This is a genomic window from Streptomyces panaciradicis, assembly GCF_023516615.1.
Classification (GTDB): domain Bacteria; phylum Actinomycetota; class Actinomycetes; order Streptomycetales; family Streptomycetaceae; genus Streptomyces; species Streptomyces panaciradicis.
In genome coordinates, this window is sequence record NZ_JAMGBF010000050.1 from 94,612 (window position 1) to 118,347 (window position 23,736).

19 protein-coding genes, 1 tRNA gene and 1 pseudogene are annotated in these 23,736 nt (G+C 69.9%); 17 read left to right on the forward strand and 4 right to left on the reverse strand.

What is annotated here, in order from left to right:
• Positions 1–47: 47 nt before the first annotated feature.
• The 4 genes and pseudogenes from M8J74_RS19175 to M8J74_RS19190 form a co-directional block, all read left to right on the forward strand.
• Positions 48–294 (forward strand): annotated as a pseudogene (locus M8J74_RS19175) (transcriptional regulator NrdR); the annotation flags it as partial.
• A gap of 62 nt (positions 295–356) precedes the next feature.
• Positions 357–1,661 carry an anti-phage 6A-MBL system MBL-fold protein gene (gene mblB / locus M8J74_RS19180; protein ID WP_249837599.1) on the forward strand — a complete coding sequence of 435 codons (1,305 nt, stop codon included), beginning with the start codon at positions 357–359 and terminating at the stop codon, positions 1,659–1,661.
• Positions 1,658–4,198, forward strand: a complete 2,541-nt coding sequence (cap2-3, locus tag M8J74_RS19185) for an anti-phage 6A-MBL system cap2_3 protein (RefSeq protein ID WP_249837600.1) — start codon at positions 1,658–1,660, stop codon at positions 4,196–4,198. Before mblB ends, cap2-3 begins: the two co-directional genes overlap by 4 nt.
• Positions 4,195–5,295, forward strand: a complete 1,101-nt coding sequence (locus M8J74_RS19190; RefSeq protein ID WP_093600501.1) for a patatin-like phospholipase family protein — start codon at positions 4,195–4,197, stop codon at positions 5,293–5,295. The genes cap2-3 and M8J74_RS19190 overlap by 4 nt, the downstream gene beginning before the upstream one ends.
• Before the next feature lie 89 nt (positions 5,296–5,384).
• Here the strand turns inward: M8J74_RS19190 and M8J74_RS19195 are convergent, their stop codons facing one another.
• Positions 5,385–6,431 carry a hypothetical protein gene (locus tag M8J74_RS19195; protein ID WP_249837601.1) on the reverse strand — a complete coding sequence of 349 codons (1,047 nt, stop codon included), beginning with the start codon at positions 6,429–6,431 and terminating at the stop codon, positions 5,385–5,387.
• Between the two features lie 191 nt (positions 6,432–6,622).
• Here M8J74_RS19195 and M8J74_RS19200 point away from each other — a divergent pair, with 191 nt between their 5' ends.
• The 7 genes from M8J74_RS19200 to M8J74_RS19230 all read left to right on the forward strand — a co-directional run bounded on the left by M8J74_RS19200 (position 6,623) and on the right by M8J74_RS19230 (position 13,161).
• On the forward strand, positions 6,623–6,886 hold the full coding sequence (locus M8J74_RS19200) for a helix-turn-helix transcriptional regulator (RefSeq protein WP_093600507.1): 264 nt from the start codon (positions 6,623–6,625) through the stop codon (positions 6,884–6,886).
• A 169-nt stretch (positions 6,887–7,055) separates the two neighbouring features.
• A complete protein-coding gene (locus M8J74_RS19205) occupies positions 7,056–7,904 on the forward strand; it encodes a DUF6083 domain-containing protein (protein ID WP_249837602.1) in 849 nt (282 codons plus the stop codon).
• Positions 7,901–8,383, forward strand: coding sequence for a hypothetical protein (locus tag M8J74_RS19210; RefSeq protein WP_249837603.1), 483 nt, complete (start codon positions 7,901–7,903; stop codon positions 8,381–8,383). Before M8J74_RS19205 ends, M8J74_RS19210 begins: the two co-directional genes overlap by 4 nt.
• On the forward strand, positions 8,380–9,849 hold the full coding sequence (locus M8J74_RS19215; RefSeq protein ID WP_249837604.1) for a UvrD-helicase domain-containing protein: 1,470 nt from the start codon (positions 8,380–8,382) through the stop codon (positions 9,847–9,849). Before M8J74_RS19210 ends, M8J74_RS19215 begins: the two co-directional genes overlap by 4 nt.
• An 892-nt stretch (positions 9,850–10,741) precedes the next feature.
• Complete coding sequence (locus M8J74_RS19220; RefSeq protein ID WP_093600520.1) at positions 10,742–11,029, forward strand: helix-turn-helix domain-containing protein; 288 nt, start codon at positions 10,742–10,744, stop codon at positions 11,027–11,029.
• Entirely contained in the window at positions 11,026–12,585 is a 1,560-nt protein-coding gene (locus M8J74_RS19225) for a helix-turn-helix domain-containing protein (protein WP_249837605.1), read from the forward strand. The genes M8J74_RS19220 and M8J74_RS19225 overlap by 4 nt, the downstream gene beginning before the upstream one ends.
• On the forward strand, positions 12,586–13,161 hold the full coding sequence (locus tag M8J74_RS19230; RefSeq protein WP_093600526.1) for a transcriptional regulator: 576 nt from the start codon (positions 12,586–12,588) through the stop codon (positions 13,159–13,161).
• A gap of 65 nt (positions 13,162–13,226) precedes the next feature.
• Here the strand turns inward: M8J74_RS19230 and M8J74_RS19235 are convergent, their stop codons facing one another.
• On the reverse strand, positions 13,227–13,991 hold the full coding sequence (locus M8J74_RS19235; RefSeq protein WP_249837606.1) for a hypothetical protein: 765 nt from the start codon (positions 13,989–13,991) through the stop codon (positions 13,227–13,229).
• A 210-nt stretch (positions 13,992–14,201) separates the two neighbouring features.
• Between M8J74_RS19235 and M8J74_RS19240 the strand changes: the two genes are divergently transcribed.
• Positions 14,202–14,275 (forward strand) — tRNA-Met (locus tag M8J74_RS19240).
• A 55-nt stretch (positions 14,276–14,330) separates the two neighbouring features.
• Here M8J74_RS19240 and M8J74_RS19245 read toward each other — a convergent pair.
• Complete coding sequence (locus tag M8J74_RS19245) at positions 14,331–15,368, reverse strand: TniQ family protein (RefSeq protein WP_176945247.1); 1,038 nt, start codon at positions 15,366–15,368, stop codon at positions 14,331–14,333.
• 176 nt (positions 15,369–15,544) lie between these two features.
• Between M8J74_RS19245 and M8J74_RS19250 the strand changes: the two genes are divergently transcribed.
• The 3 genes from M8J74_RS19250 to M8J74_RS19260 all read left to right on the forward strand — a co-directional run bounded on the left by M8J74_RS19250 (position 15,545) and on the right by M8J74_RS19260 (position 21,216).
• Entirely contained in the window at positions 15,545–17,920 is a 2,376-nt protein-coding gene (locus tag M8J74_RS19250; protein WP_249837607.1) for a DEAD/DEAH box helicase, read from the forward strand.
• Between the two features lie 196 nt (positions 17,921–18,116).
• On the forward strand, positions 18,117–18,620 hold the full coding sequence (locus M8J74_RS19255; RefSeq protein ID WP_249837608.1) for a hypothetical protein: 504 nt from the start codon (positions 18,117–18,119) through the stop codon (positions 18,618–18,620).
• 157 nt (positions 18,621–18,777) lie between these two features.
• On the forward strand, positions 18,778–21,216 hold the full coding sequence (locus M8J74_RS19260; RefSeq protein WP_249837609.1) for a DEAD/DEAH box helicase: 2,439 nt from the start codon (positions 18,778–18,780) through the stop codon (positions 21,214–21,216).
• A gap of 26 nt (positions 21,217–21,242) precedes the next feature.
• On the opposite strand, the gene M8J74_RS19265 is transcribed toward M8J74_RS19260, so the two are convergent.
• On the reverse strand, positions 21,243–21,509 hold the full coding sequence (locus M8J74_RS19265) for a hypothetical protein (RefSeq protein WP_093600532.1): 267 nt from the start codon (positions 21,507–21,509) through the stop codon (positions 21,243–21,245).
• Between the two features lie 791 nt (positions 21,510–22,300).
• On the opposite strand from M8J74_RS19265, the gene M8J74_RS19270 reads away from it, so the two are divergent.
• Positions 22,301–22,657 carry an HNH endonuclease gene (locus M8J74_RS19270; protein ID WP_143041108.1) on the forward strand — a complete coding sequence of 119 codons (357 nt, stop codon included), beginning with the start codon at positions 22,301–22,303 and terminating at the stop codon, positions 22,655–22,657.
• A 151-nt stretch (positions 22,658–22,808) separates the two neighbouring features.
• Complete coding sequence (locus M8J74_RS19275) at positions 22,809–23,324, forward strand: hypothetical protein (RefSeq protein WP_189867199.1); 516 nt, start codon at positions 22,809–22,811, stop codon at positions 23,322–23,324.
• Positions 23,325–23,736: the final 412 nt, after the last annotated feature.

Sequence of the window (23,736 nt, forward strand, 5' to 3'; positions counted from 1 at the left end):
TGCCCCCGGGTGAGCAGAAAGGCGGCCGCCGCCCTTCCTGCTTACCCGGGCGGCGGATCGCGGAAGCGGTGCGGGCCGCCGGAAGGATCGGGCCGGCCACCCACGACGTGGGACTGACCATGCCCGGCCCGCGGCAGGGGCACGGTCTCCTCGCCCTTGCGGTTCGCGTCCGTCTGTCGGGCGTTCGACATGCTCGAGGACTTCGAGGCGGCGATCACGGAGCTCCGGGGGCAGAGACCGAACACCCTGCCGTCCGATCGCGGCGGCGTTGTCAGTGGCGCGTGGTACATCTGACTTTCAAGTGAACTTGTGTGCTTTTCCCGCTAGTTGATCAATATCAAGTGAAGAGGCAGGACATGGTCGAGACGGAACTTCCCGAGCAGGGGGTGGTGTTCTGGCCGGTGGGCACGGGTGACTCCACCACGATCGTGCTGGGCGGCGACCTGGTGGTGCAGGTGGACCTGCGGGACATGAAGGCGGCCGACGAGGACGACGCGGTGGTCGCCGCCGTCATCGACCGCCTGGAGGAGACCCTTCCGCAGCCCGACGGCAAGACGCCCTACCTTGCGGTCTTCGCGCTGACCCACGCCGACAAGGATCACTGCTGCGGCTTCGGCGACCTGCTGGAGAGCTCCATCCTGATCGGGGAGATCTGGGCGACGCCCCGGCTGTGGCGCGAGCTGTCCGAGGACAAGCCCATGTGCGAGGACGCCCGCCGCTTCCAAGAGGAGGTCGAACGGCGTGTAGACGCCACCCTCCAGGCCATCAAGGACGGCAAAGAGCCCGCGAGCGGGGACCGGGTGCGGATCATCGGCTACGACGAGGACCGCGAGGGCCACTCCTACGCGCAGCTGCCGGACGAGTACTTCACCTTCCCCGGGAAGCCCATCACGACCGTCGACGGCGTGGAAGTCTCGGACAAGTTCGAGGCCTTCGTCCACGCCCCCTTCAAAGACGACTGCGCCGGCGACCGCAACGACACCTCCCTGGCCCTGCAGGTGCAGCTGCACACGGACGACGGCACGACGGGCCGGCTGCTGTTCCTGGGCGACCTCGCCTACCCCACCATCAAGAAGATCTTCGGCTACAGCGAGTCCCACGACCGCACCGACCGCATCGAGTGGGACGTGCTGCTCTCCCCGCACCACTGCTCCAAAAAGGCCATGTACGCCAAGGGCGAGGACGGCGAAGAGGAGCTCAAGCAGGACATCCTCGACCAGCTCGAGGCGCATGCCAACGCGGACGCCCGGGTGATCTCCAGCTCGCGGCCCTTCCGCGACAAGGACGACAAGGGCAACGACCCGCCGCACCTGCTGGCCCGCACCGCCTATGAGTCGATCACCGACTACCCGGTGCTGTGCACGGGGGAGTACCCCTCCAAGGAGGAGCCCCGCCCGGTGGTCTTCGCCCTGGAGCCCGGTCTGGGCCTCGAACTCGTCGACGTCACCGACCTGGAGAACAAGGGCCAGGTGCTGAAGGCCGCAGGCGGGGGACGCCGGCTGCTGGCCACGCTGGGCACCACGCGCTTCCCGGCCGCCGCCTTCACTGCCGCAGCCGGCCTGCCGCACCAGCGCGGCACGGACGCCGCCCGCGCCGGTGTGCAGCAGGCCAGGGGTGACAAGGCCGAGCCGGCGGTACAGATCGGATTCGGTGCCGCGTGAAGGACAGCGCCACCCTGGAACTCACTGAAGGCCAGCAGCTCGCCCTCGACCAGCTCCACCGGATCGTCCAGGCCTCTCACGGAGCGGTGGCGGCCACGCACGTGGCCGCCACCGCCAACCGGCCCGGGTACGTCGAGGCCCGTATCAGCGTGGGCTGCGCCAACTTGCCGCGAACGGAGGGCGGCCTGCGGCTGCGCAGCGTGGAAGCGGTCACCCTGCTGATCCCCCCAGATTTTCCCTTCAGGGCTCCCAGCGTGCGGACCCGGCACACCCGGTTCGCCGGCGCCCCGCACGTCAACTGGGGCCGCCACCTGTGCCTGTACCGCTCGACGGCGACCGAGTGGGATCCGGCCGACGGCATGTACGGGTTCGTCAACCGCCTCCTGGACTGGTTCGAGGCGGCCGCCGCGGGAGAACTGGACCGGCCCGGTGACCCCCTGCACCCCCCGAACGCCCTGACCGACCACACGGCGGGGCTCCTCGTGATCCGCCGCGACGCGCCCGTCGCCCTGCCGGACCGGTCGTGGCTAGGCGCCGCCGTACTGCACCAGGTCAACGAGACGCGATGCGACGTGGTGGGCTGGCTCGCCATCGAGGACCCCTGGCCCGCAAGCCCGGAGCAGCTGCGGGAGAGCGCCGCGCTCCCGGCCGACGCCCACGCGTTTCTCGCCCCCGCCGTCGTCACCACGAAGCACCTGACGTTCGAATACCCGCTCACCGCGCGGGAACTGGTCGATGCCCTGGCCCGCGACCACCTCACGCCACGCCTGCTGCTGGGGCTGACGGGAATCGTCGCGGACCATAACCGCACCCTGCTCCACCCCGGCGGCGACGCGCCGGCCGACGAGGAGGACACCCCGGCCGCGCCGGTGCACCTGTTGCTGGGCACCCCCTCGCGGGGCATCGCCGGTGACGGGCCGCGCCAGACCCACTTGGTGGCCTGGCACCTGCCCGACTTCGCCGACAGGGTCGGGCGCCTGGCCGCCGACACTGCCTTCAGCGGCCGCCCGCAGCTGGCCGAACTCGGCGACGAGGTCATCCAGTTCGGCACCGAGTGGCTCGACCGTCTGCCCACCCGGTGGATGCGCATCTACGAGGCCCGCCCCGAGGTCACGGTCCGCCGCGACCACGCCACCCCCGCGGCCTGGCTGCGGGGCAAACGCATTCTCGTCCTGGGCGCGGGCGCCCTGGGCGCCCCCGTCGCCGAAATGTGCGCACGCGCCGGTGCCGCGCACCTCACCGTCGCCGACCAGGCGCTCGTCCACCCGGGCATCCTGGCTCGCCAGCCCTACACGGACGCCGACATCGGCCACTTCAAGGCGAGCGTCCTGGTCGACCGTCTCAACCGGATCGACCCCCACACCACCCGTGTCGAAGCACTCGTCGGCGACATCACCACCCGGCTGTCCGGACTCGACCTGCACACCTTCGACCTGATCTGGGACTGCACCGCCAACCGCATCGTCCGTGCCCGACTCGAACGCGCCCGCCGCACCGATGCCGCCCCCTGGCCCCACCTGGCCACGCTGATGATCGGCCACCACGCCACCCGCGGCCTCGCCGCCCTCTCACCCCGCGGCGCCACCGGCGGCGGCGCCGACGTGCTGCGCCGCACCGCGCTGGCGGCGCATACCGACGCCACGCACGTCTTCGACGACCTGATCGAGGACTTCTTCCCCACCCAGCCCCCGACCGAGCTCTTCCAGCCCGAACCCGGCTGCTCGGACACCACCTTCACCGGATCGGCTGCCGACGTCACCGCGCTGGCCGGACAACTGGTGGCCGGCATCCTTCACGCCCTGGCCGCCCCCGCAGACCGGCGCACCATGGCTACGCTCATCGTGCGCATGCCCGTCGGCCCCACCGTGGCCCAGCCCGCCGGGCCGCGCTGGCTGACCTGGCCCGACGACACCCTCGTCACGGACGAGGCCACCGGCTACGACGTACGCATCACCCCCGCCGCGCTGGCCGAGATGCGCGCGGAGGCCCGCCGCGGCGCCCGCGTCCGCGGCCCGCGCGTGGAAACCGGCGGCACCCTGCTCGGCGTCGTCGACGACGCCACCGGCGTGATCTTCGTTGACGAGGCCACCGGCCCGCCCCCCGACTCCCTGCTGACGGAGGCCTACTTCCGGCACGGTCTGGACGGCGTCAGCAATCACCTCGCTGCCCGCCGGGAGGCGACCGGCAACCTCAGCCGCTTCCTGGGCATGTGGCACACCCACCCGCACACGGCCGCGCAGCCCAGCGCCACCGACCGAGCCGCTATGACCAGCCTCACCCTGCCGCTGGACGACGCCCCCGCCCGCGCCCTCGTCCTCATCGCCGGAGGACCCGGACCCCTCTGGCGCAAATGGCTCGCCACTGGCGACGGCCCCGACTTCTACGCTCACCTCGCCGCCCGCACCGCCCCCGCCGCGACCGAGCCCCCCGCGCCGGAAGTACCCGCCCACCTCGGCCCCGTGACGTGGTGGCCCGGCGGCTACGCCATCCGCCCCCACCGTTCCGTCCCCGTCCCACGCAAGGGCTCCCGCTCATGACCCGCACCCTCGGCCTCGCCCTGTCCGGCGGCGGCTCCCGCGCCGCAGCCTTCCACCTCGGCTGCCTGCGCGCCCTTCACGACCGCGATCTCCTCGACCGCATCCGCGTCGTCTCCGGCATCTCCGGTGGCTCCCTCCTCGCCGCCCTGTGGGCCTACGGACCGTCCGACTTCGCCGACTTCGACATCCGCACCACCGACCTCCTGCGCCGCGGCCTCCAACTGGACATCGCACGCCAGGCGTTCAAGCCCTCCGCGGCCGCGCGCAACCTCACCGCAGCCGCCCGCGCAAGCACCCGCCAACTGTTCTCCCGCCACAGCGACGTCAGCGTCGCCCGCCCCGCCAACCGCACCGACGCCCTGGCCGCCGTCCTCACCCACAAGGCGTTCGGCCCCCAGACCATGGCCGATGTCACCCACCCGGGCCTCGACGTCGTCCTCACCGCCACCGATCTGGCCACCACCAACGCCGTGCGCTTCGGCAGCACCCGCAGCGGCTGCTCCCGCTACGGCACCATCACCGAGCCCATCCACGTCGCCACCGCCGTGGCCGCCTCCGCCGCCTACCCCGCGCTCCTGCCCGCCCTGGAACGCACCTTCACCTTCCAGCACCCGGGCGGACACAACCAGCAGCACACCGTGCTGCTCACCGACGGCGGCGTCTACGACAACCTCGGCCTGTCCGTCCTCGAGCCCGGACGCTCACCGCACCACACCCAGCATGTCTATGACGTGCCCTTTATCATCTCCTGCGACGCCGGCCTGGGCGAACTCGCCCTGAAAGCACCGCACTTCATGCCCGGACGACTCAACCGCTCCTTCGCCACCGTCCACCGCAAAGCCCAGGACTCCGCCCGCTCCCGCCTGCACGAGTGGGCCGCGAGCGGACGCATCGACGGCTTCGCCCTCGCCTACCTCGGCATGAAGGACAACCGGCTGCCCACACCGCCCGCCGACCTCGTCCCGCGCAGCGCGGTCGCCTCCTACCCGACCAACTTCGCAGCCATGACCCGCAGCGACCTCGAGGCCATCACCACCCGCGGCGAACAGATCATGCGCACCGTCCTTCCGATGTACCTGCGCCGGGCACACCGCTGAGACAGCAGCGAAGCAAGCGGTGTGGTGCCCCTCCGGTACGCGCAGCGGCAGGATGACCGGGGCCCGGCAAACGGGCCACAGTGCTGCCTTTACGCGCCAGCCTCTCTGGCGGCGTCTTCGCTGGGCGGCGAGTGCGCGGGCAGCTCCCACCGGACCTCGCCGCTGTCGTGATGATGGTGCCAGGCCGTGACGAGGCGGGCGCGGACCAGTTGGTCGAGGAGGTCTTCCAGCTGCTGGGGCGGCTGTCCGCACTGGCGGGTGAGGGCATCGAGCTCGCCCCCGCCCGCCCCGGCGGTGCTGTGGGCGGCCAGGGCGAGTGCGGTCAGCCGCAGGGCGCAGGGCAGGCCGGGCGAGGCGGCCAGCGGGGCGGGGCGCAGCGCCCATTGGGCGGCGCGGATGCGCGCGGTGCGTCCGGGGGCCTGGTGCAGGACGGCGGCGTCGAGCAGCTGTGCCTGGACGGGCGAGCATCTGCGGCTGAGGCGGTGCAGCCAGCCGGCGTGCTCCAGTTCGAGCCACAGCTCCGCGCGGCCGTGCAGCCGCATGCCGCGCAGGAACCCGTGGGGCAGGCGGATCTGCCCGTGATGGTCGGCGCGCAACGCGCACTGCAGGGCGAGTAGCCGGGCTGCGGGGGAGGAGAAGCGGGGCAGCGCTGTGGCGAGGTAGGTGAGCATTTCGCGTACGCGCTGCTGCTCTGCCGGGTCGAACGGAGGCGTGGTGCGCGCAGGGCGCGCCATGCCGGCGGCCGGCTGGGCGCGGCCGGTGCCGAGCAGGGTGGGCGGCACGACGGCGGTGCGGCTCATCGCCGCCGCGCAGGCGGCGCAGGCATCAGCCAGCCGCCACGCACGGCCGCCGCGGTCGCAGGTCAGGGCGAGCAGGACGGGTCCCGCGCAGCCGCGGTGGCGGGGGTGCCAGTGGCAGCCCAGTGCCCGGCACTGGCAGATGCGCAGGTACCCGGGCAGCGTGTCGGCGCGGGCGTGGCGGGCCAGATGGGTGAGGGCGGCCGAGCGGGCGGAGGCGGCCGGCAGGACGGGGCTGTGTGCGCAGCGGGGACAGGTCAGGGCCGGCCCGCCCGTCTGCGGGCGCAGGTGCACCGTCCAGATGCGCTGCACCGCAGCGTGTGTACTGGCAAGCCGCATCGGCTCGTTGTCCCTCCGTTCTGGTCCGCGTCGGCCTCGCGCGGTGGCCTCCCGGTACGTACGTGGGAGCCGCCCGCACCGTAGTGCAGATACCTGCACTCGCGCAGTGCGAGTGCAGGGCGCGCTCACCTGCGCTGATAGTGCAGAAATCCGCACTGACAGGGCAGGTGTCTGCACCGTCGGATGGTGGGGTGACGATCTTGCCGCCCGACCCGGACCGCGACGCCCTGCGTGTGACGCTGGCGCGGCTGAGGAACGCGCGCGAGTGGACCTTCGACGAACTCGCCGGCCGCAGCGGCCTGGCCCGGCGTACGCTGATCGACCTCGAACACGGCCGGGCCGCAGGCACCGTCACCACCTGGCATGCCCTCGCGCACGCCTTCGATGTCCCCATCGAGCAGCTGCTCGGCTCGCTCTGCGACGACCACACCCCGCCCGGATCCAAGGGCGCCTGACTCCGGCCGCGTCAGGCCTGGCGCGCCGCGCAAATCACCCGAACCGGCGAGCATGCATAGAACGCACACCCGCCGACTCGCATTGCCGTTCGACAGGGCTGGGCCGCCCGGGGGACTGCCCGTCCGCCATCCCCGCCCTCCGGGCGTGTCACCTGGCACGGTCCTCGCCATGCGCCCCCACTCCATCCCCGGCTGCCACTGGGACGGCAGCCCTCGCACCGCCCCGGCGCGCCGTCCCCTGCGGGTGGCCGCCACCAGTCCCAGCCGCCTGCTGCGCGCCGGCCAGAGCGGCCGCTGCCGCCACTGCGGCAACCGCATCGACCTCTACCCGCGTGCCGACGGGCGTCCCATCGCCCTGCATCCCGCCGAACTGGCCACCGCCCACGCCCCTGCCTCCTGCCACTGGCACCTGAGCTCCGGCATCGCTCACCCGCACGGCGACGGCAGCGCCTGGTGCCGCATTCCGCACGCCGTGCTCTGCCCGCAGCGCACTCCCCTCTGCCGGATCAACCCGTCCCTCACGTCGGTGCGCCGCCAACTCGCCGTACGAACCCGTCGCCTGATCGACACCGGTGTCTTCATCCCCACGGCTGCCCCCACCAGCGCAGCGCCTGACGGCCCCGACCGCCCTCTCGTACGGATGCTGCTGGGCTACTACCTCGCCGACGGCCCCGTGGAGGCCATCCGCTGCGTAGCCCAGACGAGCCACCGAACCCGCTGCCCCCGTCCCGTCCTGGCCCCGGACGCCCCGCCCGGATCCTGGAGACTGCTGCCTGTCGGCACCCAACGCGGCCAACTCGCCCTGTCCGAACAGGTGACGGCCGTCTACGACCTCAGCCAGCTGCCCCATGCCGAACAACGGCGCTGGCGTATCCAGCGCTGCCCCGCGCACGCCACCACCCACGGCGCCGCCGACCTGGCCCTGACCGGATGGCAGGTCTTCGATCCCCTCCTGCACGCCCAGCACCTGCGTACCGGTCTGCCATACCCACCGGCACCCGGCAGCAAAGAGAGGTGACAATGCCGCACCACGCCCTGGAAATCCTCCTGACGCGCCCGCTGGTCCCGGCGGAGCTCCGTGACGCCGCCCGCGTGCTGCCGCTCGCGACCAACCACGACACCACCCGCCTCATGACCCTCGTACGCGCCAAAACCCCCGGCCGCGCCGCACACCGGCTGCGCCAGCACCTCGCCACTCGGCTCCCCGTGGACGTGATCACCACCCACTACCCGGACGCCGCAGGGCAGGTCCTGCTCAACCTCGCCTTCCCGCCCACCGTCCACGCCACGATCCGCCACGCCGCCCATGAAACGGGGCGGAGCCCGGAACTCTTCGTGAAGCTGGCCCTGCACCGCGCACTGGCCCAGCACGCCAGCGACGAGGCCGACCGGCTCGACCGGGCCGTGCAGCACCTGCTCGCCGGCACCACGGCCGCACACCTCCTGGCAGCCGTCGGCCACGCCCTGACCCGCACCCCCGGAGCAGCCCCCGCATGAACCCGACCGACGAACAGACGGCCGCGGCCGACACCTTCCACGCCGGCCACCACCTTGCCCTGCAGGCCGGCGCGGGTACCGGCAAGACCACCACCCTGACCCTGCTCGCCCGCACCACCAAACGCCGCGGCCGCTACCTCGCCTACAACCGGGCCATCGCCCAGGACGCACGCACCCGCTTCCCCGACACCGTGCAGTGCAAGACCGCCCACGCCCTGGCCTACGCCGCCGTCGGCCACCGCTACACCCGCCGCCTGAACGCCCCCCGCCGCCCGGCCTGGCAGACCGGACAGGCCCTCGGCATCACCAAGCCGATCCGCATCGGCGACCGCGACATCTCACAAAAGACCCTCTCCAACGCCACGCTGCGCACCGTGGCCGGCTTCTGCCACACCGCCGACGAGACGATCACCCGCCATCACGTCCCCCGCCTGCGCGGTCTGGAAGACAAGGACCTGCACACCCAACTCGCCGCCCACATCGTGCCGTTCGCCCGCAAAGCCTGGGCCGACCTGCAGCACCCCGACGACGGGGCCGTGCGCTTCGACCACGACCACTACCTGAAGATCTGGGCTCTCAGTCAGCCGAAGATCGACGCCGACTTCCTGCTGCTGGACGAGGCCCAGGACACCAACCCCGTCGTCGAACAGATCTTTCTCGATCAGCGCGGCCACGCTCAGCTGGTGATGGTCGGCGACTCCGCCCAGGCCATCTACCAGTGGCGCGGCGCCAAAGACGTCATGACAGGCTTCGAGGGCACTCAGCTCGTCCTGTCGCAGTCCTTCCGCTTCGGCCCCCACCTGGCCCAGGAGGCCAACCGCTGGCTTTCCATCGCGGAGGCACCGATCCGCCTGACCGGCACCCCCGCCGTGCCTACCGAACTCGGGCACCTCGTCCGGCCCGACGCCGTGCTGTGCCGCACCAACGTCGGCGCAATGGCCCACGTCATGGACCTGCTGGCCGCCGGATACCGCGTGGGACTGGCCGGGGGAGGGGACAGCCTGCGCGCCCTGGCCCTGGCCGCCCGTGACCTCAAGGAGGGCCGCCGCACCTCCCACCCCGAGCTGGTGCTGTTCCCCTCCTGGGGCGAACTGCAGGACTACGCAGCCCACGACCCGGCCGGACGTGACCTGCAGCCGCTGGTCGACCTCGTCGACACCCACGGCACCGACGCCATCCTGGCCGCCCTCGCTCACCTCACTCCGGAGCAACAGGCCGAGGTGACCGTGTCAACGGCCCACAAGGCCAAAGGCCGTGAATGGCCCTGCGTGAAGATCGCCGACGACTTCACCCCGCCGAAGGACACCGACAAGCACGACGACACCGGCCGCCCCGTCCCCGGACCGATCAGCGACAGCGAAGCCCGTCTCGCCTATGTCGCCGTCACCCGCACCCGCCGGCGCCTCGACCTCGGCGGCCTCTCCTGGATCCACGAGCACCCCGACGGAAACCCGCCGGCACGCTGACCGCCCTGCGGCAGAACGGGAGCCGTCGGTGCGAGTGAACCGAAGCGCGGGCGCGGAAGGACCTCAGCAAAGGTGATCGCTTCCCGGCCGATGGTGACGAGCTGTCGTCGTTGATGGCCGCTGCCGGATGCGACCTTTCTTGCGCGAGCCCTCTGAAGGATGCGTGTTTACACAGGCCAGCCACAGTTCTGGAGCATGGTCCGTAGACTGACGTCCCCTTGGAGGCCGCTTCCCCTCGTCGCCCGTTGCAGAACCGGCCCGTTGCGGAAACCAGGGAGAGCGTGGCGTACGCGGCGTTCTCCGCAACCGGGGCGCCGGCTGAAGCGGTACGGCGGACAGGCTCGACGCGCTGCCCGAACGACGGCGGGCGGGAGGGGGGCTTGGGCGGAGTGGACTGCCGAGAACTGCCGTAGGCCTTCAGGCCGGCCGCTGTCCACAGACGGCCCGGGGCAGGCTCCTGAAGCCATGAACACTAGCTCGCCGGGCCCCGCCTGGCATTCCTCCTGGCCGCCTACACCCGCAACGCCTCCGCGGTTGCCGCGCTCTTGGGCACCCGCGCGCGTACGGTGCACCGTTACTGCCGCGGTTGGTCGATGCCTCCCGGGCCCCGACTGCGCCGGGCCCTGCGCCGCCGTGTCCTGGACCTCGTGTGCCCACGGTGTCTGTCCGACCGGGCGGTTGAAGAGGCACGCCAGGCGAAGCGGGACGCCCGGCGCGCGGCCCGCCGGATTCCGCGTGAACAAGACGGTCCTCATCGCTGACTTGCAGGCCTGAGCAGAGACTGCCATAGCAAGGGTCCGCGCAGATCATGATGATGAAGCTTCTGTGCATCATTGAAAGCAATTGGCTGATATCCATGCGGAATTTGCATCGACTCGGATACAATGAGGGCGTGGGATTGACCTTGGAAGAGTCGCTGCGGTTGACGGTGGCCGCGTTGATGCAGGTGACGGGTGACTCGCAGCGGTCGGTCGCGGCAGTGCTGGGGCTGACACAGACGCAGGTGTCGCGCCGGCAGTCGGGTGCCGTTTCGTGGAGCCTGCGCGACGTGGATGTCCTGGCCGAGCATTACGGCATCGGCGCCCTGGACTTGCTTGCGGGTCCGACCAGAGCATGCGAGGCGCTACACGCCGGCCGGCGCCGTTCCGTCCGGGCCGAGACGAAGGGGGCGAGCCGGTGAGTGACTTCGACGCGATCGACTCGCTCCTCGACGCCGTCGGCCCGCAGGCCGAACTCCCGCCCTGCCAGGTACGCCGCGAGCTGCGGGAGCGAGCCCGGCTGTCCAAGGCGCAGGTGGCCCGTGCGCTCGGGGTGAGCCCGTCCACCCTCAGCGGATGGGAGAGCGGCCGGGACCCGGCCGGTGAGGTCCGCACCAAGTACGCCTATCTGCTGGACGGGCTGAACGCCAAGCTCGCCACCGAGACCGAAACCAGGACCATGGCGGAGCCGGCTGCGGAGCGGCCTGTGGCATCAGGCACTGCTGCGGCGGCCGTCACCTCTACGTCTTCGCCGGAAGTCGGCCAGGACGAGGACGAGGTGGAGCTGCTCGCCGTGCCCGAGCCGTGTGTGCTGTGCGGCCGTCCCGCCGAACAACGCGTGGCGGGATTCGCTCAGCACCTGGACCCCTCCGACTGCCAGGCGACCCCTGTCGAAACCCCGAAACCCGAGCCCGCCGCGCCATCTACCCAGGCCCACGAGCCGCGTACAGTACGCCCGCCTCGTCCGGCCGGCGGGAAAGGCACGGCCCCGCGCGGGCGGGCGTTCCAGGAGCCGTCCGGGCCGGCCGACTTGATCCACGAAGCGGTGCACGCCGTGCTCGCCGAGCACCGGGGCGCCGTCGAAGCCGCGAGCGCCGTACTGCTGAAGCGGGCCATCCCGGACGCGATGCGCCTGCTGGACGAGACCCGCAAGGGCGCCCGCTACGACGTGATCGCCCACCCCTGGATCCCCGACATCCTCAAGAAGCAGACCTCCAGGGGCGCCGACCAGATCTGGGAGGCCCGCCCCAAGTGGACGCGGCCCGAGCTGCCGCCCGGGAAGCACGAGGTCACCGCACTCGACATCAACGGCGCCTATTTGAGCGCTCTCAAGACCCACCTCCCGCTCGGCCAGCTGGAACATTCCACGGGCTTCGCGCACGACCGGCGCCGCGCCGGAGTCCACCTGATCACCCCGCCCGCCTGGGAGCACGACGCGGTGCTGCCCAACCCGATCGGCCAGCGCGACGAACCAGGCCCCCTGTGGGTCACCGAGCCGACCCTGCGCCTGCTGCTGCGTCTGTCCGGACCGAAGCACGGCCTGTGCGAGCCGCCCCAGATCCACGAGTCGTACACCTCGGGAGCCACCGAGAACCTCCTGGAGAAGTTCCGGATCGCCCTCAAGGATGCCCGCGACACCGCGATCGCTGACGGCGACGGGCTGACGCTGGAGTACGTGAAGGCGATGTACTCCAAGTTCGTGTCCACGATGGGGGAGTCGAACTACAACCGGGAGCTCTACCGCCCGGACTGGATGCACATCATCCGCTCCCAGGCATTCGCCAACCTCTGGATGAAGGCGCTCAAGGCCCACGACGCGGGACTGACGGTCGTGCGGGCGATGGGAACCGACGAACTCCACGTCATCGGAGACTGGCGCCGTGTCTTCCCCGAAGGCCGCTCGGTTACCGAGGTGAAGGTCAAGGACACGTACACCGCCGGGACCGGCACCGAAGCCGGCACAGGGCAGGAGCAGTAAATGCCGGAGAAGAACATCGACTTCGGGAAGTTCGGCGCGAGCGGCATCAAGGGCAGCGAAGCCGTCGCCCGCCAGCTCGACCGGCTCGCCGCTCACATCGCCACCCCGGTGACCGCCAGGCGCGGCCTGATGGCCCGCCTGCACTACCTGACGACGTCGGACAGGGCCTGGCAGGCAGCCAAGGACGCCGGACTGACCGTGAGCGACCGGACGCTGAAGGCATGGATGCAGGGCACCCGCCGTCCCTCGAAGGCCAACCTGGAACGCATCGACGCCGCCTACAAGGCGGTGCGACGCCGCAACGTCGCCCGCCACCTCACCGCCCGCCTCAACCGCGCAGGCCGCGGCACCCGCGTGGAGATCCACCCCCTCGACCAGTCCGGCGTGGCGCGCCAGCTCCAGCGGATGGTGGCCCACCGGACGATGAACGTGCGCCGCTGGGACAAGATCGTCGGATCCTGGGCGGCCGGCGACCACCAGGGCCTGGACGACGCCTGGACCGCCGATGTCCTGCCCGACCTGGGCTCCCAGTGGGGCCAGTACGAGTACGTCAAAAACATCGGCTTCGCCGCGTAGAAGCCGCCCCTCTCGGCCCAGGGGACCGACGCCGGACGCTCCACCGGCGCGATCGGAGCGGTCAATCACGCGGTGGGCAGGCCCCAAAGCCGGTCGTAGGCGGGATCGCCGGGGAAGGCGATGGACTCGACGTGCTGCGGCGGGATCGCGTTGCGGTAGAGGACGTCGGCGTTGGCGGGGGCGTAGCCGATGGCCTTGCCGACGAAGGTGTGCACCACCGATTTGAAGACGAGGTGCCTGCCGGAACTGGCCAGGTCCACGTAGGCGGTGACCAGTGCGGGCCGGCCCAGGCAACGCAGCCTCTGAGCAACACCGGCAGGGTCGTCGCAGTGCTGCCAGTAGATCGCCTCGCCGCCCCAGAAGGACAGCAGCCGCCACGCCCCGCCTATGTTGTGGGTGGTGGCCTCGGTCGAGAGGGTCAGGCAGACCTGACCCTCTCGACTGCCCATCCTCGGCCTCCCCGGGGCGACCATGCTCTGGGAGCGCAGTGCCTCCCGCTCAGCGTCGGTCAGATAGCCCCGCTCATGGGCCTGGTTCAGGCGGTCGTCAACGAGTGCGGCATCCAGGAGGCGCAGGCCATGGGCACGAATCGCATCGGCCTCGTGGTCGAGCAGCCTGGTGCAGTGCTGCGCCCGCAGAAGGTGGCCGCGGAGCAGGTCGAGGATCTGCGCCTCCCTGTCCTCCAACTCCAAGTCGACGTACAGCTCCGGCTCGTCCAGTTCGGCTTCTTCGGCGATCTTGTAGATGAGATCTGCCAGCGGCCCGGGCCAAGTGGTGGGGCTGTCCACATCCACGACGGGCCGGGTGGTGGCGGCGTGAGCCGGTGTCATGGTGAGCCAGTATCCCACGGCCGGACCAACAGGCTCCGGACCGGCAAATGGGCCACGAGACCCGGACGATGTGCGGGGCCAGCGCGCCGGACGCCGCAACTACGGCCAGGTCAGGCCGACCTCGAGGGCCACAAAGATCCGGAACATACGACCCCCGGCCCATAATGGTCTCCAGCGCCCGCCGCTATGACGTACGGTGGTGTTCACCGACGCGGGGTGGAGCAGCTCGGTAGCTCGCTGGGCTCATAACCCAGAGGTCGCAGGTTCAAATCCTGTCCCCGCTACTGCAAGGTGGAGGGCTCGCAACCGTACGGTTGCGAGCCCTCCACTCTATGACGCCTACATGTCGGCGGCCGCCATGCCCAACTGCCAGGTCAGGCACGAGCGTTGGCTCACCGGACCGGTCCGGGACGCGATCCGGTTGTGCCCCGCCCCAAGTAGCAGCCCGTTTCCGCCCGCCGGACCGGACGGCGCGGGCACCCCCCTACGGTGGCGCCCCAGCCACATCAGCAGCGCCTGACGCCCTTCAGTCACGTCCACCCCCCACCCGGCCATCAACTGCTCCACGCCCGCAAGCCATCGGGACCGGTCCGCCGTATCCCGCCGCCCCGCCCGTTCGAAGTCCACCATGGCGTGCGCAAGTTCCGCGGCCTCCGAGTAGATCACCAGTGGGGCCGCCCGCATCTCCCGCGCGTCCAGCCCAGCCGTCCAGGCCCGGCGCACCCAACATACGGTGTCCGGCATCCGCGTCCACCAGTACACCGCCACCTGGAAGGCATCGGCGAACAACTCCTCGCCGGCCAGCCCCCACCGTTCGGCCAGCTGCTGCCGCACCTGGTGCGCCGTCACCGTCTCGGGCAGCTCGGCCAGCTGCACGAAGTCCGGACCACGGCCGCGGGAGTCGTCCGACCAGTAACCGTGCCGCAGACAGACCTGCCAGCTGTCCGGCGACATCAGCCACACCGTCTGGCCGACACCCAGGGCATCGGCACACAGCGGGCAGTACCGCACGAGGTGCCCCGCCACGGGCTCCCAGCGCCACCACCACTGCGCCGCCTCTTCGCCTGGCAGCAGGTGCTCCGCGCCCAGGCTGGGCAGATCCTGCTGCAGAAGACCAGCCGCACGGTCAGCAAGGACAGCCAGATAGCGCAGCCCCGCCTCGTTCATGTACATCTCGGTGGACTGCGGGTACTTCTCCACCCGCTCGGTGTACGCGGATGCCTCGCCCTGTCCGACGCGGTCGAGGAACGCCGCCAGGCTCAGGCCGTTGGCGTGCGCGAGCCGGTTCACGAACGACCCCGTCGACTCACCCGGCACCGGCCGCACACGCAGCGGCAGCGGCCGGCGAGGCCCGTACAGACCGGGATCGTCCAACACCGCTGCCCTTCCGCCGAAGCCGTCACCACGGGTCACCGTGACCGGCCCGCCAGCAGGCGGTCAAGAGCACCGACACTCGTTCAGGTGAACCCAGGCGAACGCCCAGGCACGGCCTCGCACACTCCTTCCACCCTGTGAACCAGGTGCCTGTGCACACCGTCACCCGGGGGAGGACCATGGCCACGACGACACGCATCCGCCCGGACACGACCGTCCCCGCCCCCGCGACTGCCTCGCGCCTGAAGACCCGCCTGCGCGGAGGCCAGCAAATCGCCGTCGACACCTCCGCGAGCAGCTTCATCGAGGGCTACCGCCGTGTCAGCGTTTACATGGCCACCGGCACCGGAAAGACCCTGGTGGCCCTGCACGTCGTCCAGGAAACCGCACCCGAAGGCGCCTCCCTGGTGGCAGTCCCCTCCCTGCGACTGCTTGAGCAGACCGCCGCGAAATGGCACAGCGAAGGACGTCCCGGCCGCTACCTCGGTGTCTGTTCCTCAAGCCACCCGGCAGACCCGTACCTGGCCGACGTCCTCACCATGGTGGGCACCGCCGACGACCTGGCCTGGCAGGCAGCCGACACCCCAGGACCGCTCAACGTGTTCTGCACCTACGACTCCCTGGACAAGGTCGTCGAAGCCCACCGCGACTTCCATCTGCCCCGCTGGGACGTCGTGGTCGCCGACGAAGCCCACCGCACCGCCGGTGACTACGACAAGCCCTGGGCCCGCATCCACCACGACGACAAGCTGCCCGCCCGCCACCGTCTCTACATGACCGCGACGCCCCGTGTCTTCGACGAGAAGAAAGCCCGCGAAAAGGGCATCAACGCGGACACTGTCATCGCCTCCATGGACGACGTGAGCATCTACGGGCCCGTCGTCTACCGCATCTCCCTGAGAGAGGCGATCGACGAGGGGCTCCTCGCCGACTACCGCATCGCCGGCGTCGTGATCAGAGACGAAGACCTGCGGGGCCTCCTGAACCGGCTTCCCGCGAACACCTGGACCGGCGAAGCCTTGCGTGCCGCAGCCGCTCAAGTGGCCCTGCTGGTCGCGCAGCACCGCTATGACCTGCGCCGCACGCTGACCTTCCACCCCTGCATCGCCGCGGCGGACGTCTTCGCCGAAACACTCCACGAGACCGCGGCCCTGATGCCCCCGGCCTACCACGCGCCCCTGCAGGTCGGCACCGTCAGCTCCCGGCAGAGTCCCTTCGAACGCCACAAGAATTACACCGGCTTCGCCTCCGCGCCCCTCAACACCCCCGCCTCACAGCAGCCGCCCCGCCGGGCCGTCCTCACCAACTGCCGCTGCTGCGCCGAAGGCGTCGACATCCCCGCCATCGACTCCCTGCTCTTCGCCCACCCCAAGACCAGCAGCATCGACATCATCCAGTCCATCGGACGCGCACTGCGCCAGACCCCAGGCGACAACAAGATCTCCACCATCGTCATCCCCATCTACATGGCACCCGGCGAAACCCTCGAGGAGGCCGTCAAGAAAACCGCCTTCCACCTGATCTACCGGGTTCTCATCGACCTCGACGTCTACGACGAGCACACCTTCCACCTCGTCGACCACTTCCGGTACCCGAGCGACCCCACCGCCACCCCCCAGATCGCCCCGCGCCCGGAACGCGCCGACGAGATCATCCCCGTTCTCGACCTGAACGATGTCATGGCCCCCAACCGCGTATGGGAGGCCGCCTTCGAGGTCGCCACAGACTTCTACCTCCAAAACGGCCACCTCGACGTCCCCAGCCGCTACCTCCACGACGGCCGCTTCTACCTCGGCTGGTGGATCGGCGCACAGCGCTCCATGCGCAAGAACGGCCTGCTCCTACCCGAACGCATCGCAGCGCTGGACACCCTCGGCATGATCTGGGAGCACCCTCCGCACAGCATCGAGCGCAAGCTCCTCATCGCCCGCGACTACGTCACCCGCCACGGACACCTCGCCCCCCGGTGGGTCGAACACCACCAAGGCCTGCACCTGGGCCGCTGGCTCGCCGACAGCCGAAAGGAAGCCAACACCCGCCGCCTGCCCCACTGCTACCAGCGGGCCCTGAACGAGATCTACCCCTGGTGGAACACCAAAGGCAGAGCCGAATGGAAACGCACCTACGCCCGCGCCCACGCCGCCGCACGCGACAAGACCCTGATCTTCCCCGGCCCGCACCAACTCACCGGCGCCGCCCCTGTGCTGACCCAATGGCTGGCCGAGCAGATCGACAACCTCGCCGGGCTCGAGGACTACCAGCGCCACCTCATGGGCGACCTCCCCATCGAGCACCCCCTGGCCCTCCTGCTGCGCCGCCCGCGAGGCTCTTCCCAACGGGCCTTCGCCCGAGGATTGAAGGCCGCCTACGCCTACCGCTGCCGCCACCAACACCTGGACGTTCCCTACAACTACACCTGCGAAGACGGCTTCGCCTTGGGAAGGTGGCTCGCCGAGAAGCGGCGTTTTCCGCAGGCCCTCTCACGAGAACAACTGGACGCCCTGGAAGCCCTCGACATGCGCTGTATCTCACGCCACCGGCACCGCACACCCTGAACCGCCGACCAACCGGCAGACCACGGGCGCGCCCCTGCGCTCCGCCCCCCGAACGAACAGCTGCACCAGATCCTCCCGGCAGCGCCCGCCGCACCCGCCCAACAGACCCGGAACCCGAGCCCGGCAGACATCACCAGACGTACCGCAGCCCAAAAGCACGAAAGAACCGAACGACCTCAACCAGGAGCACGGCATCATGACGACACCGCCCCACTCGCCCGGCCGGCTGCCTGCCTTCAACATCGGCCTCACCCACGTCACACTCCCCACCTCACAGGTACAGGCCAACCGCCTGACCGAACTCATCAACGAAGTCACTCTGGGCACCGACGTGATCGTGATCGTGGTGAGCCCCGCCACCCACCTGGCCGAGACCGACGTCGATCCAAGCCGCTTCATCTGGCCGACCTGGCAGGGAGAGACCATCCCCGAGGCCCACCAGAAGTGGAAGGCCGTCTTTGCTACCCAGGACCGCACCTTCAGGGGCATCTACTACGAGGGCCCCACCCTTGAAGAGACGCAGACCTTCCGCGTCCCGGCCACCGTTCTGTCCGACGCGATGTGGAAGATGACCCAGAACGAGCCGCCCTGCGCGGTCCTGTGCACCGGCCTCACCGGAGACCCCTCCGCAGCCGAAATCACGACCGCCCTAAAAGAAGGAAGGCTCCAAGCAGTCCTGGTAGAAGCCCTGTTCGCCTAACCGCAGACCAGCCCCACGCCATCCCCTAACGTTGCACGGACACAACCCGCACCCACCGACCCGGCCCGCTCCTCTCACAACACCACTCAGCGAAGGACACCCGACACGATGGATCCCGCCGGCCACCGCTCCATCGCGCACTGAGGATCTTGTTTCAATGCCCTCTGAGGAGCCCATCGCCGAGATCTCCGCCGTCACCGCCTCCCGCACCCGCCCCGCCAGGCTCTCACTACGCCCGGACCAGCAGCGGGCGGTCGACAGCGCGGCACGTCACCTGGCACGCGAACACACCCGCGGACATATGGTCTCGGCCTGCGGCACCGGCAAAACGCTCACCGCGCTGCGGACCGCCGAAGCCCTCGACGCCCGACACCTGCTGATCGCCGTGCCGAGCCTGGACCTCATCTCGCAGTGGGCCAGCACAGCCCGCAACGACGGACGCCCAGAACCGATGATGGCCGTCTCATCCCTGGCCGCAGCCAAGCACCCGGTCCTGGCCGGAGCAGCCGTCCACAGCACCAACAACCCAGAGTTCCTGGCAACGTGGCTGGCCCGGCACGAGCACGCCACCGTCTTCGTCACGCTTGACTCCCTCCCGAGAATCGAACAGACCCAGCACACCCGTGCTCCCGTGCCGACCTTCGACCTCCTGATCGTCGACGAGGCACACCGCACCGCGGGAAGCTGGGACAAGGACTGGACCGTCCTGCACGACCACACCCGCATCCGAGCCGACCGCCGCCTCTACCTGACCGCCACCCCCTACGAATGGGACCCACCCCGCCTAACCGAAGCACCCACCACCCGCCCCCAGCCCAAACGCACCGCAGCCACCGCCCCCGCCTGGGACACCCCCGCCCTCGTCGCCTCCATGGCGGACCCCAAGACCTTCGGCCCCCGCCTGCACACCTACAGCCACGCCGATGCCATCGACGACGGAGTCCTCGCCGACTACCAACTGGTCGTCCCCACGATCACCGACACCCACCTGCGCACCGTCCTCACCACCCCCGACACCTACTCCGGCTTCGGCCCGACCGCACGCCGCACCACCGCCCTGCACCTGGCAGTCCTCAAAGCGATGACCGAACACGACCTCCACCACGTGATCGTGTACTTCCAGCAGGTCGCCGACGCCACCGACTTCGCCTGCCAGTTCCCCCACACCCTGCGCACTCTCACCGACGACCAACGTCCCGCCTGGACCAGCGACCTGGTAGTCCAGTCGATCAACGGCACCCACAGTCCCGGCCAGCGCCACGACATCCTCACCGACTTCGCTACCGCCGACCGCGCCGTGCTGACCAACGCCCAAGTACTGGGGGAGGGCGTCGACCTGCCGGCCGTCGACGCCGTCGTCTTCGCCGACCGCACCGCCAGCGTCCGCCGCATCGTCCAGGCCCTCGGCCGCGCCCTACGCAAACCCCCCACCCAGACCGCAAAGACCGCCAGCCTCGTCGTCCCCGCCTACATCCCTCACGGCGCCGACCCCACCGACCTCCTCGGCACCCCCTACGAAGCCCTCTGGCTCGTCACAGCAGCCCTGCGCCACCACGACCAGACCATCGCCGCCCGCGCCCCCCGCACCACCGCAAAACGCCGCCTGGAACAGGGCACCCGCACGCTCCTGGCCCGCCGCTTCCGCTTCGACTTCACCCTCGACCCCGACAGCATCGCCCGTGCCATGGACCTGATCGCCTGGCCCGCCGACGCCGCCGCCCTTTCCGCCCCCCGCCGGGCAGGCATGGCGGCCGCGACCCGCTTCCACGCCGAACACCGCCACCTGCGCGTGCCCTCCGACTACGAAGACGCCTACGGCTACCGGCTCGGCGCCTTCATTACCAGCCAGCGCACCGCCCGCAGACAAGGCATCCTCACCGAGGACTGGATCGCCGAACTCGACGCACTCGCCATGATCTGGGACGACCACGAAGCCGCCTGGCAGGGCAACCTCACCACCGTCACCGCCTTCCACACCGAGTATGGCCACCTCGCCATCCCCGACCACCAGCCCGGCGGCCGCTTCCTCGGCATCCAGCGCACCCTCGCCCGCGACAACCGCCTCGACCCCGACCGCCACGTCCAGCTCGCCGCCCTCGACCCCGACTGGACCCTCCCGCACGGCCCCGACTGGCATCGCAAGTACCACCTCCTGCGCCGCCACATCGAGGCCGGCAACAGCCCGGCTGCCCTGCACCGCGACACAGTGATCGACGAGGTGAAGGCGGGAAGCTGGCTGCACCGCCAGCTCTCCACCTGGGACCGCCTCGCCCCCGCTCAGCAAGCTCTCCTCACCCGCCTGCAGCTGACCCCCGCAAACCCCCTGACCCCTGCCAGGCCGGCGAGCCCGCCCACAGCGAAGCGGCGACGTCGTTCCTTCGAGCAGAACGCGCAGATCCTCCAGCTCTTCGTCGAGCACTGGAACCGCCCGCCCGGCGCACGGGAATGGATCGAGATCGACGGAGAACGCATCATGATCGGCCCGTGGCTGTGCAAAGCCCGAACCAGACGCGACGCTGGTCAACTCGCAAAAGAGCAGGATGACTTGATGGCCCGGATCCTCCAGGAAGCCTGGACCGCCCCAGTACCGGAGTAACGCACCAGGCTCGAAAGGCTACGCGGTCACTGTTCTGGCCCCTCGGTGACGCCGAAGCTGAAGCCGACCTCGAAGGCGGGCGATTCGTCGTACGCGGAGTGCCTCATCTGCTGGTCCTGTATGTCGAAGAAGCCGTCCTCGACGAGGGCGCCGCCGTCCCAGTACCAGCGGGCCAGACGATCGGCGGCTCCGGCGAACTTCGTCGTCCACGAGCCCGAGCTCACGCTGATCCTGCCGATCGACGCTTCAGCGGCCATGGCGGACACCGACTTCATGCTCGGCTCGTTCGGCATGGGCGCCCAGCTCCACGACCGCGAGTCCGTCTCCGTGCGCGTAGCGCTCGAGATTCCCCGACCCGAAAGGTTCGTTATCGGTAAATGGATCGAGTCGACTCCATTAGGTTCAACCCGCTTTGGATCTCGCCAGCCCTGATACGATCTTGGTTGCGAGATGGGCGGCCCGGCAAGGTGTTACCGCACCTTGCCGGGCCGTTTTCTTTGGCGAACTCGATGGGAGCGAGTCACCAATGGCAGAGCCTAAGTGCTCCATAGAAGGCTGCGAGAAGCCGCAGAGGTACAAGGCGAGCGGCTGGTGCGGGATGCACTACGCCAGGGCGAGGAAGTACGGCACCCCCGATGCAAAGGTGCGTGAATACACGGCACAGACCGGTACCTGCCGGGCGGAGGGGTGCGACCGTCCGGCTCAGCGCAAAGGGTGCTGCCAGGCCCACTACGTGCGACTGTTCCGTGGGGAGAAGGATGCGCTCGCAACCCCCATCAGTACTCAGACGAAGAAGACTTGCACCCTGGACGGCTGCAGCAGAACGCACGTTGCCCGCGGGTACTGCGATCTGCACTACAGCCGGATGCGGCACAAGGGAGATCCTGGGGGCCTGGACTTTCAGGAGAAGACCCCTCGCCCCGACAAGTGCCATGGGCCGGAGTGCGACTCGCCGGTTCGCGCTAAGGGGTACTGCTCGGGCCACTACCGGCAATGGCGCGAGGGTCAAGAGCTGGTCCCTAAGTTGTCCTTCGCCCCGGCAGGAAGCGGACACACCAACAAGAACGGCTACAGGGTCTTGTCAGTGACCGTCGATGGCGTGCGGCGCAGCGTGTTCGAGCACCGTGTAGCTGTTGAGGAGGCGCTCGGCCGCCCGCTGTTGCCGACGGAGACGGTGCACCACGTCAACGGCATACGCCATGACAACAGCACCGACGGCCCGCTCATCCTGGATGAGCGGGGCCGACTGCGTTCGGGGAACCTCGAGTTGTGGTCGCACGCGCATCCGCGCGGTCAGGAGATCGGTCCGAAGCTGGATTACGCGCGGGGCCTGCTGGCGCTGTATGGGTCGACTGAGGAGCGGCAGCGGTTCGCTGAGTTCGCGCGGCATGTGGTGGAGAACGAGGGCGGCGAGGACGGTTCTGACGGGCAGGCGACGTAAGAGCGGGGCGGACTTTACGGTCCGCCCCGTTCGTTGTTCAACGCCGCGCCGCTGGAGCCCCCGGCCGGCTCCGGAAGCGCCGGAAGTCCCGCTCGATCCGGGCTACGTCTCGCCCGTTGAAGCGATCCCGGCCGAGGAGAACCTCGCGGACGTGATCCTCGACGACGCGACGAAGGAGCCGCCCGCGGACCCGGACGCCGTGTTCGTTCCGGAGCTGCCCTACGGCTCCAACCGCGTGTGTCAGTACCGCCTGGTGGAGCGCACGTTCCTCGGCCCGCACAGCAGCCCGATCGAGCGTCTCCTTCTGCCCGAGGGCGATCCCACCCTGCTCGGACAGGCCCCAGCCCGCCCCGACCGAATGCACGCCGCGCACGGGGCGCTGCTCGCCAGCACCGCCCCTGAAGCGCGGACACTCGGACCACAAGCCCAACTGGCGAGCGTGTACCTCGCGGCACACACCGACCCTGCAACCGGCAACGGCCTGGAAGAACTCGACCAGATGGCACGCTCCTGCGATATCAGGCCTGCAGAGCTGGCCCGCACCCTCGATCAACTGACAGCCACAGCACTGCTCGAGACATGGCAGGCATCCCCATACTCCGGAGACCTGCACTGGACCCTTGCGCGTACACACAGAAACGCCCCACGCATCGCCGGTGAGCAGTAGTCAAAAGCCCCTACCGAAGCTGCCGTAGCCAGCCACCAGCTCACCCCGGCACCGAACACAGCCTCGCAGCAGTAGTTCTGAGAGGCAATCAAGTAGCACTGACCCAGAGGGTGAACGACGCGACCGATCTCTGCTCCAAGCCGCAGTCTTTCGCCAACCACCCGGCGTCGCGAGAACGAATCGCGGTGGGAAGCCGGCCCGAACAGGGGGAGCCCCATGTTTCAAAAATGTGGGGAGTTTTCTGCTTCCTTAGACGAAGAGAAAGCTCGACCGCCCCACCGTCCCCAGCCCGGAAGACCCCCGCTACGCAGCCAGCCCGAAGGCGCACCGCGGAGCGGGGCGCCTTCCCAACTTCTCTCACCACGCAACCAGCTGAAGGAAAGTCAGCAGGCAAGGTGCATGGGAACCCGAT

Excerpts from the sequence above, each read along its gene's own strand:
- M8J74_RS19265 (WP_093600532.1), bottom strand. The coding sequence starts at position 21,509 with ATGCCGAACGAGCCGAGCATGAAGTCGGTGTCCGCCATGGCCGCTGAA.
- M8J74_RS19255 (WP_249837608.1), top strand. The coding sequence starts at position 18,117 with ATGACGACACCGCCCCACTCGCCCGGCCGGCTGCCTGCCTTCAACATC.
- M8J74_RS19250 (WP_249837607.1), top strand. The coding sequence starts at position 15,545 with ATGGCCACGACGACACGCATCCGCCCGGACACGACCGTCCCCGCCCCC.
- M8J74_RS19260 (WP_249837609.1), top strand. The coding sequence starts at position 18,778 with ATGCCCTCTGAGGAGCCCATCGCCGAGATCTCCGCCGTCACCGCCTCC.
- mblB (WP_249837599.1), top strand. The coding sequence starts at position 357 with ATGGTCGAGACGGAACTTCCCGAGCAGGGGGTGGTGTTCTGGCCGGTG.
- M8J74_RS19230 (WP_093600526.1), top strand. The coding sequence starts at position 12,586 with ATGCCGGAGAAGAACATCGACTTCGGGAAGTTCGGCGCGAGCGGCATC.
- M8J74_RS19235 (WP_249837606.1), bottom strand. The coding sequence starts at position 13,991 with ATGACACCGGCTCACGCCGCCACCACCCGGCCCGTCGTGGATGTGGAC.
- M8J74_RS19215 (WP_249837604.1), top strand. The coding sequence starts at position 8,380 with ATGAACCCGACCGACGAACAGACGGCCGCGGCCGACACCTTCCACGCC.
- M8J74_RS19205 (WP_249837602.1), top strand. The coding sequence starts at position 7,056 with ATGCGCCCCCACTCCATCCCCGGCTGCCACTGGGACGGCAGCCCTCGC.
- M8J74_RS19195 (WP_249837601.1), bottom strand. The coding sequence starts at position 6,431 with ATGCGGCTTGCCAGTACACACGCTGCGGTGCAGCGCATCTGGACGGTG.
- M8J74_RS19190 (WP_093600501.1), top strand. The coding sequence starts at position 4,195 with ATGACCCGCACCCTCGGCCTCGCCCTGTCCGGCGGCGGCTCCCGCGCC.